Origin of the sequence: Vibrio xiamenensis (assembly GCF_900100015.1) — a bacterium.
Taxonomy (GTDB): domain Bacteria; phylum Pseudomonadota; class Gammaproteobacteria; order Enterobacterales; family Vibrionaceae; genus Vibrio; species Vibrio xiamenensis.
This window is the reverse complement of sequence record NZ_FNDD01000010.1, coordinates 83,149-103,083: the sequence shown is the minus strand read 5'-3', so window position 1 is coordinate 103,083 and position 19,935 is coordinate 83,149. Positions and strand designations below refer to the sequence as shown.

The window sequence follows — 19,935 nt, the reverse complement described above, 5'->3', positions numbered from 1 at the left end:
CTTATTAGAATTTTTGCGGAATTACTTAGTGTAAGACTGAGCGATGTTATCGATACGCTCGTTGGCACGCGCTGCTTCTTCTTGAGCTGCCATCGCTGCATCGCTAGACTTTTGAACTTCTGCAGTAAGCTCAGACTTCATTGAAGACACTTCTTGGCTCAACTGACTTACTTGATTGCTTAGTTCGTCCATTTGTGCAGTTGTTTCAGCATCAGGACCAGTAGCACAACCAGCTAGTAGAAGTACAGAAGACGCGGCTGCGGCGATTAACATCTTGTTCATATATGAACTCCTTGCATATTTTTTTAAGTATCGAATGACGCCCTATACCTACGAATCAATATAGCGACGAAATAAATTGTAGACTCAATATTACAGAACAGATAGGACGCCAAAGTCAAAAAAACCCAAGTTTTTAAGTAATTAACTGATTATGCTGGTTTGTTTTAAATATGAGACAAAATCACAGCATTTGCTATGTGATTGAATAACAAAGCACTATCAAACACGGGATCACGGGGCATTATTTGCTAAGATCTCTGGGCAATTGCGCGCGATTCGGTGTACTATTGCGCGTTTTGTAATGAATTTATGTTAGTGTCGCGTCAAAACGCGGTCACTCAGTGGAGAAAGCTTTTGCAATTTAAAGATTTAGGCTTGGACAATCGTCTATTGAAGACGGTTAAGCATTTTGACTTCAAACAGGCGACTGAAATTCAGCAACAGGCGATTCCTGTTGCGATTGCGGGTAAAGATCTGCTGGCTTCGTCCAAGACGGGGTCGGGGAAAACTCTCGCGTTCGTACTGCCTATGTTGCATAAGTCTCTTAAAAGCAAGGCCTTCTCTGCAAAAGACCCACGTGGCGTGATCTTAGCGCCAACCCGTGAATTGGCTAAGCAAGTTTACGGTGAGTTGCGCACTATGCTTTCAGGGTTGTCTTACGATGCAACCTTAATCGTTGGTGGTGAAAACTTTAATGATCAGGTTAAGGCGTTACGTCGTAACCCTAAGTTTATCGTCGCCACACCAGGACGCCTAGCTGACCATTTGGAACACCGTTCGCTGTTTCTCGATGGCTTGGAAACGCTGATTTTGGATGAGGCGGACCGTATGCTTGACCTTGGTTTTGCGCCAGAATTATTGCGTATTCACCGCGCAGCTAAGCACCGTCGTCGTCAAACGCTGATGTTCTCGGCAACGCTTGATCACGCTGACGTTAACGATATCGCACTTAAAATGCTCAATGCGCCCAAGCGTATCGCTATTGGTGTCGCCAACGCAGAGCACAAAGACATCACTCAGAAATTTTATCTTTGTGATCACCTTGATCATAAAGAGGCGTTGCTTGAGCGCGTGCTTGATGAAGCGAACTATAAGCAGCTGATCATTTTCACCGCGACTCGCGTTGATACCGAGCGTCTGACTGAGAAACTTAATGCTGCGAAACTCAAAGCTGTGGCATTGAGCGGCAATTTAAATCAGAACCAGCGCAATACCATCATGAGCCAGTTTGAGCGTGGTGTGTTTAAGATTTTGGTGACGACAGATGTCGCGTCACGCGGGTTAGATATCGCCAATGTGACCCACGTGATTAACTTTGATATGCCAAAGCATACTGAAGAGTATGTGCATCGCGTTGGCCGTACTGGTCGTGCCGGCAACAAAGGCGACGCTATCTCTTTGGTTGGCCCAAAAGATTGGGACAGCTTTAAACGCGTTGAAGCCTACTTGCAGCAAGATTTGAGCTTCTCTGAATTTGCGGATCTAAAAGGCAAGTTCAAAGGTATCAAGCCGCGCAAACCAAGTGTGGTTAAAGGCAAAGCACAATCTAGCAAAAAACCCAAAGCGCAAGGGCACAAGCAAGACAAAAAACCAGCCAAGCGTGATAAAAGTTTTTATCAGAATGTGGCGGTTGGTGATGATGTGTTTGTACCGCGCAAGAAAAAGACTCCTCCAAGTGAGCCACAAGAATAAAACAGTAAAAGGTTGACTGCGGTCAGCCTTTTTTATTGCTGCGATCCATCCTCGTCTTCAATTCATCAATCCTTGTCCGGCCTTAGCTTAACGCGCTTCATCTTTGTTCGAGCTTTTGCCTCTTCAGTTGACTGAACACTTACGGCGCATCGCGCGATCGTCATTCAGCGGCTATTTTTGTCATATGCGATGCGCTAAATTTGTACAGTGAAAATCAGTTGTAGCTCAGTAATGTTCGAAAAATCATTACCCTACATAAGTTTTGAGTTGTGAATTTTAACTATCAAGTGTCATGTAGGCTTCAACGAACTGAAACACAACTGTCATATTTCCCCCCTAAAGTGAGCATCGTCAACTGAAAACACAAACGGCAATTTTAGCCTTAAAGGATATTAGTGATGAAAAAAACAGTAATCGGTGCCATCGCTCTACTTGGCGCAATGACCATGACGACTGCTTCAGCAAAAGAAACGATTTCTGCAGTTGGTTCAAGTAGCGTTACACCATTAATGGAAGTCTTCTCAGAAACTTACATGAAGAAGAATTCAAACGTATTCATCGAAGTTCAAGGCCCTGGTTCTTCAGCTGGTATTAAAGCTGCGAAGAACGGTTCGGCTGACCTAGGTATGGCTTCTCGCAATCTGAAATCTTCAGAAGAAGAGCCATCACTAAAAGTTGAAGTCATTGCTCGCGATGGTATTGCGGTAGTGGTAAACCCAAAAAACACCATCAAAGGTCTAACTGCTGAGCAAGTATCAGCAATTTACAAAGGCGAAGTGACCAACTGGAAACAAGTGGGTGGTGATGACAAGCCTATCGTGGCGATCACTCGTGATACTGCCTCAGGTACTCGCGGTGCGTTTGAAGACATCATGTCTCTTAAGAAGAAAATCAGCGGCAAAACTGTGTCGGCGATTTCACAACGTGCGCAAGTGGCAAATGGTAACGGTGGTCTAAAAACCATGGTTGCGTCTAACCCTTACGCAATTGGCTACATCTCTCTAGGTACTGTAGACAGCAGCGTTCACGCGCTGGCTATCGACGGCACAGATGCAAGTGTTGCTAACGTTAAAAACGGCCAATACAAAGTGGCGCGTCCTTTCCTTGTTCTTTACAAAGAAGGCAAACCATCGGCTGAAACTAAGAAATTCCTCGATTGGATGCTAAGCGACGAAGCACAAGAAATCGTAGCTTCTCACGGTTACATCTCAATCAACTAAGATACATCTAAGTTAAATCGAATTTTGCTCAGCCCACCTTTGGGCTGAGCCTTTTACTTCACTGAGATTCACATGTTGTTTAAGTGAAAAGTGAGAATTTATGACCATCGCATCGAATAGTGAAAAGCTTATGAGTAGTGAAGCTTCGCCGGTTTCTAAACACACGCTGCGCACCAAAAAGCGTGTCGATTGGAAAGAACGCATCTTCCACGGCCTGTTTTTAACCAGTGCTGTCATCGGGATCGTCTCATTGGCGATCATTGCTTATTTCATCGTTAAAGAAAGTATTCCCGCCTTTGAGGAAGTCGGTGTCACTGGCATTGTGCTAGGACAAGACTGGCTGCCGCCAGCGCTGTATGGCGTTGCCACAATGATCGTAGCGTCGGTAGTTTCAACATTTGGCGCAGTGATAGTTGGTGTGCCAATCGGCGTGCTGACCGCAATTTTCATCGCTGAAATCGCCCCTAAACGCCTTGCTGACGTGATTCGTCCTGCCGTTGAACTGTTGGCGGGTATTCCTTCTGTCGTCTACGGCTTCTTTGGTCTGCTTATCATCGTCCCGTTGATTCAAAATGTGTTCGAAGTTCCGGCGGGCAATACCATTTTGGCGGGCATTATCGTACTGGGTGTGATGATTCTTCCGACAGTGATTACTGTGTCTGAAACTTCAATTCGCGCTGTGCCAAGTTCGTACAAAGAAGGCTCTTTAGCGCTTGGCGCATCAAAGATCTTTACCATCTTCAAATTGCTGGTTCCTGCGGCACGCTCAGGCATTATGACGGGTGTCATCCTTGGTATTGGCCGTGCGCTCGGCGAAACGATGGCGATCATCATGGTGATGGGGAATGCGCCAGCGATGCCACAAGGTTTGTTGGACTCCGCTCGAACACTGACTGCCAACATCGCGATTGAAATGTCTTACGCGAGCGGTGTGCACGCCAACGCGTTGTATGCCACCGGTGTGGTGCTGTTGGTATTTATTATGATTCTCAACGCAGCGCTGCTGTATTTGAACCGTGAGAAGGCGAGGTAATGACGATGGAACACACCACTCAACTGGCAAAGCTACGCCAAGCTCGCCAATTCAAAGACAATATTCTTAATGGCTTTATCTGGGCGTCTGCGGCGATAACGGTCGGATTCCTGTTCTGGATTATTTGGTACATTTTGTCAAATGGCCTGCAGCACGTAGATTGGAAATTCATTACTGACAATTACACCCGTACCGGAGATGAGCACGGTATTTTCCCAATGATAGTGTCAACCATTTACATGGTGATTGCATCATTGGCTGTGGCGGCGCCGCTTGGGATTATGACCGCGATTTATCTGACTGAATACGCCAAAGTGGGCAGTCGTTTAGTCAAAGTAATTCGTTTCTGTACTGAATCGCTCGCGGGTATTCCGTCGATAATCTTTGGTCTGTTTGGTATGACATTTTTCGTTGCCATTCTGGGTCTAGGCTTCTCTATCTTATCGGGCGCGTTAACACTGAGTATTTTGATTCTGCCAGTGATTATTCGTACCACGGAAGAGGCGTTGATGGCTGTGCCGCAAACTTACCGTGAAGGTTCGTATGGGCTAGGTGCATCAAAAATCTACACCATCTGGCGTTTAATTTTGCCAAGTGCAATGCCAGGTATTCTGACTTCAATCATCCTAAGTATTGGACGTGTGATTGGTGAGTCGGCTCCAGTGTTTCTCACCGCGGGCATGGTTGCGCGTATTCCTGACTCTATTATGGACTCAGGCCGCACGTTGACGGTTCATTTATACAAACTGACTACCGAACTGTTCACCGTCGAGGAATGGAACCAAGCTTACGGCACTGCGACTGTGCTGATTGTGGTCGTGCTACTTATCAACATGGTGACCAAACTGATCGCCAAGAAATTTAATACCGCGACTTACTGATTGCGATGCGATTTAGCGCATAACAGCACGATTGAAGATACAGAATTAAGAGATAACACAATGAACAAATTCAATATTCAAAACCTTGACTTATTTTACGGCGACAACCAAGCACTGAAATCGATCAACCTACCGATTCCAACTCAGCAAGTCACTGCGTTAATTGGCCCATCAGGCTGCGGAAAATCAACGTTACTACGCTGTCTGAATCGCATGAATGACCTGATTGAAGGGGTTAAAATTACTGGTAAGCTGGATATGGATGGCACTGACATTTACGGCAATATTGATGTCGCTGATTTGCGTATCAAAGTCGGCATGGTGTTTCAAAAGCCGAATCCATTTCCAATGAGTATCTATGAAAACGTTGCCTACGGACTCAGAGCTCAAGGCATTAAGGACAAGAAACACATCGATCAGGTGGTAGAACGTTCTCTGCGCGGCGCTGCGCTGTGGGATGAGGTGAAAGACCGCTTGAAATCCCATGCGTTTGGCCTCTCTGGCGGTCAGCAACAGCGCTTATGCATTGCGCGTACCATAGCGATGGAACCTGATGTGATTCTGATGGACGAACCGACCTCTGCACTCGATCCAATTGCGACGCATAAAATCGAAGAATTGATGGAAGAACTGAAGAAAAATTACACAATCGTTATTGTCACCCATTCGATGCAGCAAGCACGCCGTATTTCGGATAGAACTGCGTTCTTTTTGATGGGAGAACTGGTCGAACATGATGATACGCAAGTCATTTTTAATCAGCCGAAAGACGATCGCACGAAGGGTTATGTAAACGGCGATTTCGGCTAATTAACAGCAATATCACTATAATTATAAGCGATGGTAAAACTTGCCCCTCTATAAGAGGGGCTTTTTTTCGTATTAAATTTCTTATTTATAAGAACAGAAAAGTAATAAATTAGTTTTGTACATGGTTGGTAAGTAAGTTTATGAATCTAATTTTACATTGTTATTTTAATGTCAGCTTGGTAGGACGTTTCTTATGCATTGACGATATATAAAGCATTGTTTTGCTGCTCTTCTTGTAATTGCTATGAGCGAGCTTCTAAATTTTGAGAACCCAAAAAAACAGGAAGAGAATGCTATTTGTTTTTCGTCAAAAAAAATTCAGACTATGTGCTTTGATAGGGAGCTTAAATCTTTGATTGGGCTTCAATGTAATTAATTTGTCGCGTTTGAGCGTTTCAGAGAAGGTGTCGTTCTCTGGCGATGACGTAGTTATTGTAAGGATAAGATTTGTGATGAGAGATATCGGAGCAATCAAAAGCCATGGTCAAGAAAATATATTGGCTTACCGATTAACTGACATTTTACTCATATCTCTGACTCTCCTAGTACTTAAAAGTGTGTATCTAGGTACTTGGGAAATCCAATATATCTTAGCTCTGTGTATTGCGTTAGTTGCCTATAGTATTGTGGGAGAATTGTTGGGTGTATATAGCTATTCGACATATAACTCAGCGAAGCATTCTTTGGGGCCGATTATTTTTACCTGGTTTTGTACCATCGCAGTGCTATTAACCATTGCGTTTATGTTTAAGGCCACAGAAAGTTATTCGCGCATTGTGATTGGTATGTGGTTTGCCATTGTTCCAGTATCCTTAATTGGTTTCCGTTTATTGGCTGTGCACTTACCATCTTCAATCCATTCTGATTCGTATGAGCAGAAAAGTATTATTATTGGTGCCACACCTGGTGGTGTAGCGCTTGCTCGCGAGATTGAACAGAATAAACATATTGGAATGAAGTTAGTAGGTATGTTTGATGACCGCTCACCTGAGCGTTTACCAAATGAATTGCCTCAACCCATTCGCGGTTCAATTAGCGATGCTTTAGAAATGGCGAAAGAACGCAATTTTCGTCATGTCTATGTTGCGTTGCCGATGGAAGCCTCTAAACGTATCAAAGAGATCGTGAGCTATTTCTCTGATAGTACAGCACGCGTGTATATTGTACCGGATTTCTTTACTTACGATTTAATTCAATCTCGCTGGCGTAATGTCGGTAGAATCCCAACTCTTAGTATTTATGACACTCCTTTTTACGGATTCTCAACCTTTATCAAACGTGTCGAAGATGTTGTTGTAGCGTCGATTATTTTGGCGCTTATTAGCCCAATTTTATTGGCGGTTGCTATTGGAGTTAAGACTTCATCGCCAGGGCCAATTATTTTTAAACAGTACCGCTATGGAATGGATGGCAAAAAAATCAAAGTTTGGAAATTCCGTTCAATGAAAGTGATGGATAACGGCGCTACCGTCAAACAAGCGACGAAAGACGATCCGCGAGTGACTAAGTTTGGTGCGTTTATTCGCCGCACATCACTTGATGAATTACCGCAATTTATTAACGTACTACAAGGTCGAATGTCTATTGTGGGGCCTCGCCCTCATGCGGTGGCTCACAATGAGGAGTATAGAAGTCTGGTCGACAAATATATGTTACGTCACAAAGTCAAGCCAGGTATTACCGGTTGGGCACAAGTCAACGGCTACCGTGGCGAAACGGATACAATTGATAAGATGGCAAAACGTGTGGAATACGATTTATTTTATATTCGTAGCTGGTCACTTTGGTTAGATATCAAAATCATATTTATGACGGTATTTAAAGGATTTATAGGCAAGACAGCCTACTAAGTAACAACTATTTGGGTAATTAAAAAAATGATAAAGCGTATTGTTCAGTTTTTGCTAATCAATATTATTTTGTTGAATGGCGCTATTGCAGCAGAAAATTTATATCGTCTAGGAGCTGGCGATACTATTAGTATTTCGGTGTATGGGGAAGATTCTTTAACAATACCAGACCTTAAGATTGATAACAGGGAAACTATCGATTACCCATATTTAGGTGTTATTAAGTTAGGTGGAAAAACCTTAGAAGAAGTTCAAAGAGAAATCACTCAAGGACTATCTGGTAACTATTTAATCGACCCCAAAGTTAACGTCACAATTGTTCATTACCGAAATATTTATATCAACGGACTGGTTAACCGACCTGGTGGTTATGAATATGAGCCAGGATTAACTGTGCAAGAGGCAATTTCTCTGGCTGGCGGGGTAATGAGTAAGTACCGTCGAAGTGCACATGCTTATTTGGTCAAAGCAAAAAATATTAGCAAATATAATCAGCTAAGCAATGAAGACTTGGCTAAAGCGTTTGATGAGGATACGGAGCAAGAAACACCGCTCTATAAAGTGGTCGAACCGGGTGACACTGTCTACGTGGTCGCATCATTTTGGTAAGTAATTAGAAACAGACGTAAATTTTAAAAGAATTCAAGTTGAGATAATAAAATGCATGGCTTAGACAACAGTATTCCTCAAAACGAAGAAAAAGTGATCGATGTAGGTAAATATATCACTTTGGTCAAACGTAATTGGCTTAAAATATCGCTATTTACATTACTAGTTACTATCGTTACTGCGTTATTCGTTTTTTCGCTAACCCCCAAATATACGGCGACCGCCACCTTATTAATTGAGCCGCAAGTAAAAAGTGCTGTTTCTTTTGAAGATGTGGTGGGTATTGATACCACTCAGAAAGGTTATTTTGCGACTCAAATTGAAATTATGAAGAGTCGTCAAGTTGCTCAGCGCGTAATCGATCGATTGCACTTAGAGCAAAACCCTGAGTTTAATAGCTCATTGGTCGAGAAAACTGGCATTATCGCAGGCATTAAATCTGGTTTTAACAGTTTGATTTCTTTGCTATCAAGTAAGAAAGAAGCCGCCTCTGACGAGGCACGCCAAGAGCGCATTCGCCAAGGAATCATTAGTACCTTCTTGTCAAAATTGGATGTTACCGCTATCGACGGGACTCAGTTGGTGAATGTGAACTTCACTTCCAAAGACCCAGAACTGGCGGCCACTATTGCTAATACTGTTGGTGAAGCTTTTATTGCTTCCAATATGGACGCGCGTTTAGATGCAACCCAACAAGCATCAAGCTGGATCTCGAGTCGTTTACAAACGTTGAAAGACGAACTTAAACAGTCAGAAGACAAACTGACTGATTTTCTACGTAAAGAAAAATTGATCGACGACAGTGGTATTGATAGCCAAACCAGCTCTTTGATCAGTGAACTCACGATTCGTCTAAATCAAATTCGCGATCGTCGCATTGAGCTTCAGTCTGCTTATCAAACCTTGAGTGCTCGTGATGCGAATAGTCTCGTGACTATTCCTGAAATTTCTAAGCACCCTCAAGTTATCTCTTTGCGTAACGTACTCGCAGAGTCACAAAAAGAGGTCAACGAGCTAGCTAAACGTTACGGTCCTAAACACGAGCGTATGCAAGCGGCTATTGCAAAACGCGATAGCGCACGTAATGAATTAAATCAGCTGATCTCACAGTTAATCAACGGTGTTAAGAAAGAACTTGAGTCAACTCAAAATCAAGAAAAACTAATTGCAGAAGAACTAAATAACAAAGTTGCTGAATTCCAGGATATCTCGGTTAAGAAGCGTGAATACCAATCTCTAAGTCGTGAGGTTGATACCAACCGTAATATTCTTAATGTTTTCCTAAATCGTTACAAAGAAACAGCAGCAACAAGCGATTATAAAACCGAATACGCACGCTTTACGGATAAGGCTGAAATTCCACAAAAGGCTTCTAAGCCTAATAAGAAAATGATGCTAGTAGCAGCATTCATGGGAGCGTTATTCTTTGCTATTGCTGTGATCATTTTGATCGACATTTTGCGAAATACCATTACCTCAGTGAAACAATTCGAAGAGCGTATGGGACTAGTGCCACTAGGTGCGATTCCACAGCTTAAGAACAAAGGTAAGATCACCAGCGATGTGTTTTTTGATAACAAAGAGCCACAATTTGGTGAATCAATTCGTGCGGTAAGAACAGCCCTCACACTATCTTCAATGCAAAATGGTCGTAAGACATTAGCAATTACGTCATCGCTGCAAGGTGAAGGTAAAACAACCACTGCAATTAATGTGGCACAAGCTTTTGCTCAAATGGAAAATGTACTACTGATTGATTGTGACTTACGTAAACCTGCAGTTGCTGAGCGCTTTGGTTTCTCGAAATATCAGCAAGGTATTACTAACCATATTCTGATGGGAGCAGATCTAAACCAGTGCATTATTAAGGACAAACCATCAGGTTTGAACATTTTGCCTGCTGGTATGCTAACGCCAAATCCTCAAGAACTGCTGAGCTCGAAAGCGTTCAAAAACTTATTGGATACGTTGGTTGCTCAATATGATCGAATCGTTATTGATACACCGCCAACATTGCTAGTTAACGATAGCTTGATTGTGAGTAAAGCGATTGGTCATATTGCGATTGTTGCTAAAGCGGACAGTACTCGTTTCGCTACATTGAAAAATACGATGGCGCGCTTTATCAGTCATGAAGTGTCGATTGACGGCGTGATCATTAATCAGCTGAAAAGCAGTGCTATGGCAAACGAATATGTTTATGGCAGCTACGATGCTAAAAATGACAAACTTGGCACGGTATAGGTAAATAGGCAACTAAGATACACTGCCATAAAGCAGTGTGTCTTTTATTATTTTTACGATATTTGATTTTCTTTCGTATGACTACGTATTGAAAGCATTGGATATGTCTATTCACGATATTTCTTGGTCAATAGAATGTATATAGATAATGTAAGAGATTTTAGAAAATACAAAGTGAATGTGGGCTTAGCTTTGTGCGTGCTTTTTTTGTGCATGGGCTTTAGTTCTAGATTAGTTCCAAGTGCATTCCTGCTCCAAAAAATTATTGTCTTAGGCTCTTGTGTCGGATTGATAGGATTATTAGGACCGGATAAACGATTTGTAAAAAACTTTTATTTTTATCTCGTTCTTGTCTTTACCTGTTATTTTTTAAGAGACCAATACTATGTAGGTCTAAGCTTTTCAGAATTTATTAAAGCTGTTATAGGCGGCTCACTGTTCTTTCTGATATTAACTGTAGATTTCAAAAGCTATATTCGCTCCGTATCTACGGCCTATATTCTTCTTCCTATGATTATGGTACCTATTTCATTGGTTCTGAGTAAGGTATTTGGTTTCAGTTTAGGCCAACCAGGTCGTTTCGGAGCTGGTATTGCCAGTGCTCACTACGCCTTTATAACTTATTATGCTGTAGTGCTGGCTTGTTATCACTGTCTGAATAAAGATAGATTCAGCTTTCTTCTCTACGGTGGTTCTTTGCTACTGTTGTTATTATCAGGTAGTCGAGGACCACTAATAGCGGCATTGATTCCTTCTTTAATGTTATTGAAGTTCTTTAAGCGTCCCGCTTTTCGACAGAAGCTGTGGTTTTTAATGCCGGTGATTATCTTGGTATTAATCAAGTTTATATCTGCGATGATTGCGCGAACAGAAATGGAGACATTTAACGCGGAAGGTTCATTTAACTTGTCGGGACGTGATGTCGCTTGGGAATACTTTTTGGCACAAGTTCAAGGTTTAAACTTGTTCGGTGGCGGCTTAGGTTCTACTACCAATATCACTCAAGGTGTTCGTGAATTTAACCTTTACTTATTTGTCGCACCTCATAACGAATTTATTCGTGTGTTTCTAGAGTTAGGGTATTTTGGTGTTACATTGTTTTTCTTGAATATATTTTTAGTTTTTAAATATATATTCAAACATGCGACAAGACAAACTCGATGGTTTCTAATTCTCGCGTTTTTAGGTTTTATGGTTGTAACTATTTTTGATAATACGTTTAGTACGATCCAGTCATATGTACCGTTGGCACTTTTATTGAAGTTTATATTAACAGCAGAAGGCATGAAAATAAGAAATGACCCAAAACAGTCCAATCGTATCGGTGTATATACCCACGTATAACCGATCAGATTTATTAAAAAGAGCTATTAACTCTGTGCTTGAGCAGACGGTAAAGGACGTTGAAATTATCGTCGTTGACGATAATTCACCGGATGATACTCCTCAAGTAATGGCGGAACTGATGGCCATTTACCCACAGCTAAAGTATTTCCGCAATAGTGAAAACCAAGGCGCATGCTATAACCGTAACTTGGCGATTAGAAATGCGACAGGGCGCTTTGTTACAGGTTTAGATGATGATGATTACTTTTTACCTAATCGTTTAGAAAGCTTTTTAACTGCATGGGAAACGAAAAGCCCAAATGCTATTGCTCTGTTTGATAACGTAAAAATCAAAAAGAGTGAGCATGATATGGAGTCACTCTCTTGTCCTAAGTCTGTTGATTTTGATTGCCTGTGTCTAAGAAACGATGTAGGTAACCAGATTTTTGCTGAACGTTCATTGTTTTCCGATGGTGTTGAATACGATGAAAAACTGAAGTCTTGGCAAGACCTTGAACTTTGGATGCATATTCTCTCAGTAAACAAAAATAAATGTTTCCAGAATATAGAGAAGTACACCTATATCTTTGATAAAAGTCATCCACATGAGCGGATTAGCAGTGTGAATGTCGATAAACACTTAAATTCATTTAACTATATCAAGGCTAAGCACGCTTTGAATGGCAAAAATGAATATCGTCTTAAATGCCAAGCATATGGCTATAACGCGCGTTCGATTAACCCAATTACACTACTTGTTGATGCATGCAAAAGTCAAAGTTTATATGTTGTTTTGAGAATGTCTAAATATTACTTAAAGAATAATAAAGGTATGTAAGTATTATGAAAAAGTTATTAATGATGACTACATGTATCGTCAATCCAGAAAATGTCAGTGATTTGATGAGAATGGTTGATTCTTACGACAACAGTCAATCAAATTATTCGCATATCGTACTGGTTCAAACCGATTACACTGGTTACGAAAAAGAAATTGAATACGTGAAGCAAAAAGCCGACGTTATTTTTACTGAGCCGATGGTATCGCTGTCACGCGCTCGCAATATTATGTACGAATATGCAAAAAAGCAGGGTATGTTAGATGAAGCGGAAATTATTGCTTTCCCTGATGATGACTGTTGGTACCCAGGTCAAAACCTAGACAAAATTTATCGTATGTTTGAGCAAGATAGTCAATTAGATCTGTTTGTTTGTCTATCTTCAGAAAGCCCTTCAGAGTTTGATGACTCAATGAATCCTGAACCTATGGCAGTCAAAGAACTGATTAATACTGCGACATCTAATACTATGTTCGTGCGTAAATGCGCGCTCGATAACAAAGAATTTTTTGATGAAAAATTGGGTATCGGCTCTATCAATAATGGTGGAGAAGATGTCGACTTTGTTATGCGCTGTTTTGTTAATTCTCGCAAATCCCTTTACTTGCGCACTGCGATCGTCTGGCACCAAGAAGAGAATATGGGGGATAAACCTCGTTATTTCCAAGGTGGTTTTAAGGCGCTTAAAAAGAACGCGTTTAAGCATCCGATGTTTGCTGTTTTCTGTTTCCGTAAATTCCTCGTCGGTATTTACTACATGCTGAAATACGGTATGTCGCCAAAAATGTTCTTTAGTGCATCGTAACCGAGCGGATTATTTGAAGACGTATTTATGACTGATAAAAACAAAATCATGTTAGTGGCATCTCCTGGTGGTCACTTTGTAGAGTTGAGCTTAGTGGCAGAATGTTTGCAAGATATGCATGTCATGATTGTCAGTACCTATGATGAAAAACCTTCATTTATGTATGGTGATGAGTATTTTCAGGTGTCGGATTTCAGCCGTGATAACGCTCATGTCATGTTTAAAGTGATTCGTGAGTCTTATCAGATTTTGAAAAAGAATAAGCCAAAACTGATTGTTACAACTGGCGCTGCCCCTGGTTTGATTATGGCGATCGTTGGTCGCTTTTTCGGGATTAAATCAATCTGGATTGATAGCATTGCGAACTCTCAATACATTTCATTGTCTGGAAAAATCGCTAAAGCGTTTGGCATTAAAGTGTTTTCCCAGTGGGAGAGTGTGGCTAAGTCTTCAAATAGTGAATATCACGGGAAATTGTTATGATTTTTTTGACCGTCGGTACTCAGTTACCGTTTGACCGCATGGTAAAGGTGGTGGATGAGTTTGCTAAAAATAGCGACTTAGAGTTTATGGCCCAAGTCGGCAAAAACGAATACCAATGTAAAAATATGAAAGCACAGGATTTTTACCCACCGGATGAACTAAATCAAATTTTTCATGATGCAGACGTGATCGTGTCACATGCGGGAATGGGGTCGATCATCAATGCGCTTAAGTTGAAAAAGCCGATTGTAATTTTCCCACGTTTGAGCAAATTTGGTGAGCACCGTAATGATCACCAAGTAGACACCTTGGAGTCATTTTCTAAGATTCAAGGGGTTCATGTTGCGAGTACTGAAGAGGAATTGCGTGAAGTGTTGTCTCGGTTAGGTACGCTTGAAGAGCCACAAGGCATAGAATCACCGGAGCGGGCTCGTTTGGTTAACAAAATACGCGAGTATTGCATTTAAGGTAACGGTATGACGACATCGCTTCCCAATTCGATAGTATCAAAACTAAGTTGGTTAGCCGTGAGCTGCTTATTTCTCGCGTACATATTGAGTGTCGTCAATCAATTCAACCTTGATTTGTGTCTACTGGAATATCGCTTAGATACCCCTATTGCCAAAGAAATGCCCAACGAGCAGCGGAGTTCTGACAGCCCGGATCTTCTCACTTATCAAGCAAGTTCTTTGGCGAGAAAAGGTTACCAACTGAAGCAACAGGGGGCCGTGAAGCAGGATTATCAACCGTGGTTTGAGTCTGCTATCGCATTAGCTAATCAGGCTTCACAGCGCAAACCGATGGATGGAGAGCCTTATCGACAACTCGCGAATGCATACTGGAATCTTGGTGCCAATGCTCAAGTCATTGGGCGTTACATTGCTAAATTGCAGTCCACAGAGCCTTTTGAACGCAGCACTATTTTTGATAGCTTGAAGTACTACTTAAGCTTTTGGGAGCAACTGTCAGTCTCGGAGCGTAAGCAAGCCATAGCATATTTGTATGATACGAAGAAATATGGCATTTATTATGAGTTGATAGGATCCCAACTGGATAATCAGGAGCTTAGAAAAAAAGCCTGCCAAATCTATGCATTTAGCCATAAAAAAATTTCGTTCTGCATGAAAGAATTTGTAGAATTATATTACTAATTATCATTTTTTACGAAATGTAATTCACTTGGTTTAAATTGCTGTTTCGGTAAAGAAATATATATCAGGTATTCGCCATGACTAAAGCGCGTAGTGTCGCGGTATTGTCGTTCTTTACCTCATTAATTCGAGTCCTTGGAGGACCGATAACAATATTACTTGTCACTTCTACTCTAAATGCAGAAGAGATGGGTTTTTATTATACATTCTTTAGTTTTATATCCATGTCCCAACTTTTTGAGGTTGGTGTTAGTTTTGTCTTAAAACAATATTATAGTCATGATTGTAAATATGACTATAATGGGCAGCTAAGTTCTGAGACTAAACTGCGTTGTGGACGTTTATTACGTTTTTCCATTCAATGGTATTCTGGAATAGCAATAAGTTATTTCATAATACTAGTTCCTGTCGGATTTCTATATTTCTTCGACTATTCTGGAGAAGTAGACTGGCAAAGTGCATACCTGCTTTTAATTTTATCTACTAGTCTAAGATTTATTGTTAATATCATCGACAGCTATCTCGATGGGATGCAACGACAAGTTCTACTGAATAAAACTCGCTTTTTTTCATCATTATTTATGTCCTTAACGTTATGGACATCGATTTATCTGGGTTTTGACTTGATGTCTTTAGGGATAAGTCAGTGTGTCTATGTCATAGTTTTTGTCTTATTTGCCAGTAAATATAGGGCTCACTATTCACGTGATATTTGTCTTAGTCCTATCAATTACTCATTCAAAATTGAAGTGAAGCGTATTTTTCCATTGATGGGAAGAACGAGTTTGGTTTGGTTTTTGGGGTATTTTTTCTGGAATGGTTTCACATTACTTAGTTTCAAACTTTATGGTGCTGAAATGGCTGGGAAGATAGGATTGTCGATTGCGTTGGCAAAAGGCGGGTACGACGTCGCTAATTCGTTTTTGATCAACCAGAGAACCATGATTGCAAACTACTTAGCACATGATGATTTTTCTTCAGCCTATCGCTTGTTTCAGCGGTATTTTGCTCTGGCTTTTTCTATCTTGATGATTGGATACAGTGGAATTTTTGTTATTAAGTGTCTATTTCCATCTTTTTACTTGTTCGATAACACTTTGGAAAGTTTTGACTTGCTATCGATTTTCTTATTCTACGGTTTAGTTATGGTTATGACTGGGTTTAATAATTTTGTTAGAGCCTACAAGATAGAGCCATTCATACTTTTGTCTTTATATAATGCAATTTTTATACCGCTAATGTTTTATGCTACTCCATTCTTGGGTATTAATGGAATGTTTACTGCCTCCATTATAATGTTCATTCCCTCCGTTATATATTCTAGTTATTACTTCATGAATAGGGTAAAGAAAAGTAAAGTTTTGTTATTAATGTAATTGAACTTTACAATTACACATGTTGTAGTTTTTTGTATTTGGCGTTAAAGAAATGTGTTGAGCATTTCTTTAATCTTAAAAGTTTACTTAACAGCGTCTTGTTTTTGAGATGTTGCTGGATATGACTTCAATTCAATTCTGGGTTCATTGATTAAATCCACATTTGTGCAATCATGTTATTCCTAGGCGACTTTGTTTTTCCCCGCGAAATCAAATGGACATTCTTATGAATAATATTGAGTTCTTTAGGAAAAAACACCGGGAAATATTTATTTTTATCGGTATTTTTTCTGCAATCATTAACCTTTTAATGCTCGTGTTACCTGTATATAGCTTGCAGTTGTTTTCTCGAGTTCTTTCATCCAAAAGTATTGAAACTTTATTGTTTCTTGCTGGTATAGCACTAGTATTACTTTTCTTACAATCCACACTCGATTTTATTCGTGGTCGTTTATTGTTTTCTGCTGGTGAACTGTTTGATAAAGCATGTTCAAAACAAATTGTTGAACAGAGCTTACTTAAGTCGGCATCTAGCGTCGGTGAGTCTCGCCGACTTTCCCAAGATATGAAAGATGCCAAAATGTCGGTGTCGGCACCGTTTAACAACTTGATGTTTGACCTGCCGTGGAGCCCTCTGTTTGTCCTGATCATTTTTGCTTTTCACCCATATCTTGGCTTTTTTGCGATTGGAGCAATCGCAACTCTCGCCATTTTGGCGCTGGTTAACCTCAAGTTGACGGAAAAGAATCATAAAGCAATGAACGATGTTGCTTTTAACAACGGGACAAATCTAATCAAGTTGTTTTCTCATGGTAAGGATATTAACCACTTTAATGTGGCTGGACCGTTGGCCAGCGATTGGTATGCGTCAAACAATTCCCTTAATGAGCAGCAAAACCAAAACAACTTTGTCACCACCATCATCCAATGCTCGATTAAATATGTGCGAATGACGATGCAGATCGGGGTGTTGGGATTAGGTGCTTGGTTGGTTATTAGTGACCAAGCGCAATCTGGCGTTTTGATAGCGTCATCGATTTTGCTGGGCCGCGCTTTAGCTCCGGTCGATCAAAGTATGAACCAGTGGCACAACTGGCGTCGTTGCCGCGCTGCATACAAACGCATTGAAAAGATGTTTGATGAAGCCGAAGCAGATAATCGTATTGAGTTGCCAATTGACCAATATAACTTGGCGGTTGAAGCGGCGACCATTCGCGACAAGTTTGATCGCTACACGCTTAAACAGGTTCAGTTTGAATTAAAGACTGGGCATACGCTTGCGATCATCGGTCCAAGTGGTTCAGGTAAGTCTGCGCTACTAAATACGATCAAAGATCCGAGCCGTTTGGCACAGGGCAAAATTCGCGTCAATGGTATTTCACTTGTTGAAATGCCAGCAAGTCAGCAGGCGGATTTGATTGGTTATCTACCACAAGATATCGAATTTTTTGAAACCTCGGTGTTTAACAATATTTGTAATTTTGATACTAGCGACGGTGTTGAAGAGCGGGTGTTTGCAGCGGCAAAACTGGCCGGTATTCACGAATGGATTTGTCAACTTCCTAATGCTTACCAAACGGTCTATGGCAAAGGTGGTTTTGGCCTTTCTGGCGGTCAAAAACAACAACTGGCTCTTGCCCGTGCCGTCTACAAGCAGCCTAAAATTTTATTGCTTGATGAGCCAGATTCCAACTTAGATCCGCAGGCCGAGCAACAACTGCTGTTTGCGATTAAGAAACTGAAACAATTGGGAACGTCGATTGTTGTTGTTAGTCACCGCACTAAACTGCTCAGCGCAGTTGATTGGGTTGTGGTGCTTGAAAAAGGTCAAATTCGTGATGCAGGTAAGCGTGATGAAGTGCTGGAACGCATAGCCAACAACAATAAAGTCGCTAATCTTCGAGCAGGTAGACAACAGAATGCTAATTGAATATAACGATTTCACGGAAGACACTTTTACTTATAAGAAGTACATCAAGGCGGGGCTTATCTGCTTAATTATCGGTGGTTTAATGACCTATTTCTGGTTAATTAAAGCTCAGCTTGAATCTGCGGCCATTGCTCAAGGGGTTATCGGTGTAGAAGGTAACCGTAAAACGATTGCTCACCTTGAGGGCGGAATCGTCGATAAAGTGCTGGTTCAGGAGGGCGATTTAGTTCATGAAGGTCAAACGCTAATTACCTTATCGCCTATCGCGGCTAAAGCCAAAGTAGGTCAGCTAGAGCTTCGCTACTTTAGCAGTCTTGCCCAGCAGAATCGTTTGGAAAGTGAGCGCCATGCTGATGATGAAGTGATTTTCTCACCAAAAATTTTTGAAGCAGCAAAACGTTACCCTTCACTTAACGCTGTGATTAAGACCCAGCAGTCGTTATTTGCCAGTCGTCGTAAAATGCTGGTCAGTCAGTTGCAGGTGCTAACTACGCGTTTGCAAGGTGCTGAAAGTGATAGCGGGTCGTACACACGCCAATTGCAACGCCAACAGCAAGCTTATAAGTTTATGCAAGAAGAGCTGGATATGCAGAATAAGCTGTTGCAAAACGGTTATACATCCAAGCTGCAAGCTATTGAGCTTAAGCGTAATTTGGCGATGCTGTCGTCGGATTTGATGCAGTTAAAAGGTCAGCTTGATAGTTTGGATAACTCCAAAGCTGAAATCAAAGAGCAGATGCAAGCTGTCAAACACCAATTTGTGAGTAATGTGGAAAGCGAATTGCAGGATGTATCGCAAACGGTTGATGATGCCCAAGAGCAATTGGCGGGAGCGAAAGATGTACTGCATCGTTTGACGATTGTTAGTCCGCATTCTGGTCGTGTGGTTGGCTTAGCGGTGTTTAGTCATGGTGATGTGATTAGTCCTGGCGAAACGGTGATGCAAGTTGTACCGGACAATGACTCGTTGATCGTTGAAGCGACATTAAAGCCGGAAGACATCGATCTCGTGCATAAAGGGCAAAAGGCCATGGTTCGTCTCTCTGCATATAATTATCGTACAACGCCAATGTTTGATGGCGAAGTGCTAACTGTTGCCGCTGACCGCTTACCAGATGAAGAACGCCGCGACCAACAGCAAGGTTATAAAATCAAAGTGACGATTAAGCCTGAACAGTTGAAAGAGCATCCAGAGATCACTCTATACCCAGGTATGCCAGCGGAAGTGTATGTGGTGAAAAATAAGCGCTCACCAATGGATTACCTACTTGAACCCCTTGATATTGGCTTGCTAAGGGCATTTAGAGAGGATTACTAAATTACCCTTTATAGTTGGTATGTTTTATAAAATTAAGCCGCTACGTAAGTTAGCGGCTTTTTTATGCACTGATAATAGTGATGATG

18 protein-coding genes are annotated in these 19,935 nt (G+C 41.3%); 17 read left to right on the top strand and 1 reads right to left on the bottom strand.

Translation table 11 applies throughout. The annotated features are described in order from the left end of the window. Window positions 1–21 precede the first annotated feature (21 nt). Window positions 22–282: an Lpp/OprI family alanine-zipper lipoprotein gene (locus tag BLS03_RS10255; RefSeq protein ID WP_093273079.1), complete on the bottom strand. Its 261-nt coding sequence runs from the start codon at window positions 280–282 to the stop codon at window positions 22–24. Between the two features lie 309 nt (window positions 283–591). Between BLS03_RS10255 and BLS03_RS10250 the strand changes: the two genes are divergently transcribed. The 17 genes from BLS03_RS10250 to BLS03_RS10170 all read left to right on the top strand — a co-directional run bounded on the left by BLS03_RS10250 (window position 592) and on the right by BLS03_RS10170 (window position 19,849). Then, window positions 592–1,974: a DEAD/DEAH box helicase gene (locus BLS03_RS10250; protein WP_093273077.1), complete on the top strand. Its 1,383-nt coding sequence runs from the start codon at window positions 592–594 to the stop codon at window positions 1,972–1,974. A gap of 398 nt (window positions 1,975–2,372) precedes the next feature. Continuing rightward, entirely contained in the window at window positions 2,373–3,194 is an 822-nt protein-coding gene (locus tag BLS03_RS10245; protein ID WP_093273074.1) for a phosphate ABC transporter substrate-binding protein, read from the top strand. A gap of 100 nt (window positions 3,195–3,294) precedes the next feature. Continuing rightward, window positions 3,295–4,227, top strand: coding sequence for a phosphate ABC transporter permease subunit PstC (pstC, locus tag BLS03_RS10240; RefSeq protein WP_093273071.1), 933 nt, complete (start codon window positions 3,295–3,297; stop codon window positions 4,225–4,227). A gap of 5 nt (window positions 4,228–4,232) precedes the next feature. Beyond that, window positions 4,233–5,108 carry a phosphate ABC transporter permease PstA gene (pstA, locus tag BLS03_RS10235; protein WP_093273271.1) on the top strand — a complete coding sequence of 292 codons (876 nt, stop codon included), beginning with the start codon at window positions 4,233–4,235 and terminating at the stop codon, window positions 5,106–5,108. Between the two features lie 60 nt (window positions 5,109–5,168). Next, a complete protein-coding gene (gene pstB, locus BLS03_RS10230; protein WP_093273068.1) occupies window positions 5,169–5,918 on the top strand; it encodes a phosphate ABC transporter ATP-binding protein PstB in 750 nt (249 codons plus the stop codon). A gap of 452 nt (window positions 5,919–6,370) precedes the next feature. Then, on the top strand, window positions 6,371–7,768 hold the full coding sequence (locus BLS03_RS10225; RefSeq protein WP_093273063.1) for an undecaprenyl-phosphate glucose phosphotransferase: 1,398 nt from the start codon (window positions 6,371–6,373) through the stop codon (window positions 7,766–7,768). A gap of 27 nt (window positions 7,769–7,795) precedes the next feature. Beyond that, the gene (locus tag BLS03_RS10220; RefSeq protein ID WP_093273060.1) at window positions 7,796–8,377 is read left to right on the top strand and encodes a polysaccharide biosynthesis/export family protein; all 582 of its coding nucleotides are present in this window, start codon (window positions 7,796–7,798) and stop codon (window positions 8,375–8,377) included. A 51-nt stretch (window positions 8,378–8,428) separates the two neighbouring features. Continuing rightward, window positions 8,429–10,621 (top strand): GumC family protein, encoded by a 2,193-nt coding sequence (locus BLS03_RS10215; protein ID WP_093273058.1) that lies wholly within the window; start codon window positions 8,429–8,431, stop codon window positions 10,619–10,621. Window positions 10,622–10,756: 135 nt separating this feature from the next. Further along, window positions 10,757–11,965, top strand: a complete 1,209-nt coding sequence (locus BLS03_RS10210) for an O-antigen ligase family protein (protein ID WP_093273054.1) — start codon at window positions 10,757–10,759, stop codon at window positions 11,963–11,965. Further along, window positions 11,919–12,785 carry a glycosyltransferase family 2 protein gene (locus BLS03_RS10205; protein ID WP_093273051.1) on the top strand — a complete coding sequence of 289 codons (867 nt, stop codon included), beginning with the start codon at window positions 11,919–11,921 and terminating at the stop codon, window positions 12,783–12,785. Before BLS03_RS10210 ends, BLS03_RS10205 begins: the two co-directional genes overlap by 47 nt. 5 nt (window positions 12,786–12,790) lie before the next feature. Beyond that, the gene (locus tag BLS03_RS10200) at window positions 12,791–13,591 is read left to right on the top strand and encodes a glycosyltransferase family 2 protein (protein ID WP_093273048.1); all 801 of its coding nucleotides are present in this window, start codon (window positions 12,791–12,793) and stop codon (window positions 13,589–13,591) included. Window positions 13,592–13,618: 27 nt separating this feature from the next. Then, complete coding sequence (locus BLS03_RS10195) at window positions 13,619–14,074, top strand: hypothetical protein (RefSeq protein ID WP_093273045.1); 456 nt, start codon at window positions 13,619–13,621, stop codon at window positions 14,072–14,074. Continuing rightward, on the top strand, window positions 14,071–14,541 hold the full coding sequence (locus tag BLS03_RS10190; RefSeq protein WP_093273043.1) for a glycosyltransferase: 471 nt from the start codon (window positions 14,071–14,073) through the stop codon (window positions 14,539–14,541). The genes BLS03_RS10195 and BLS03_RS10190 overlap by 4 nt, the downstream gene beginning before the upstream one ends. Before the next feature lie 9 nt (window positions 14,542–14,550). Continuing rightward, window positions 14,551–15,225, top strand: coding sequence for a hypothetical protein (locus tag BLS03_RS10185; RefSeq protein WP_093273040.1), 675 nt, complete (start codon window positions 14,551–14,553; stop codon window positions 15,223–15,225). 77 nt (window positions 15,226–15,302) lie between these two features. Further along, on the top strand, window positions 15,303–16,601 hold the full coding sequence (locus BLS03_RS10180) for a hypothetical protein (RefSeq protein WP_093273037.1): 1,299 nt from the start codon (window positions 15,303–15,305) through the stop codon (window positions 16,599–16,601). 382 nt (window positions 16,602–16,983) lie between these two features. After that, a complete protein-coding gene (locus BLS03_RS10175) occupies window positions 16,984–18,531 on the top strand; it encodes an ATP-binding cassette domain-containing protein (protein WP_176765572.1) in 1,548 nt (515 codons plus the stop codon). Beyond that, window positions 18,521–19,849, top strand: a complete 1,329-nt coding sequence (locus tag BLS03_RS10170; RefSeq protein ID WP_093273030.1) for an HlyD family type I secretion periplasmic adaptor subunit — start codon at window positions 18,521–18,523, stop codon at window positions 19,847–19,849. The genes BLS03_RS10175 and BLS03_RS10170 overlap by 11 nt, the downstream gene beginning before the upstream one ends. Window positions 19,850–19,935: the final 86 nt, after the last annotated feature.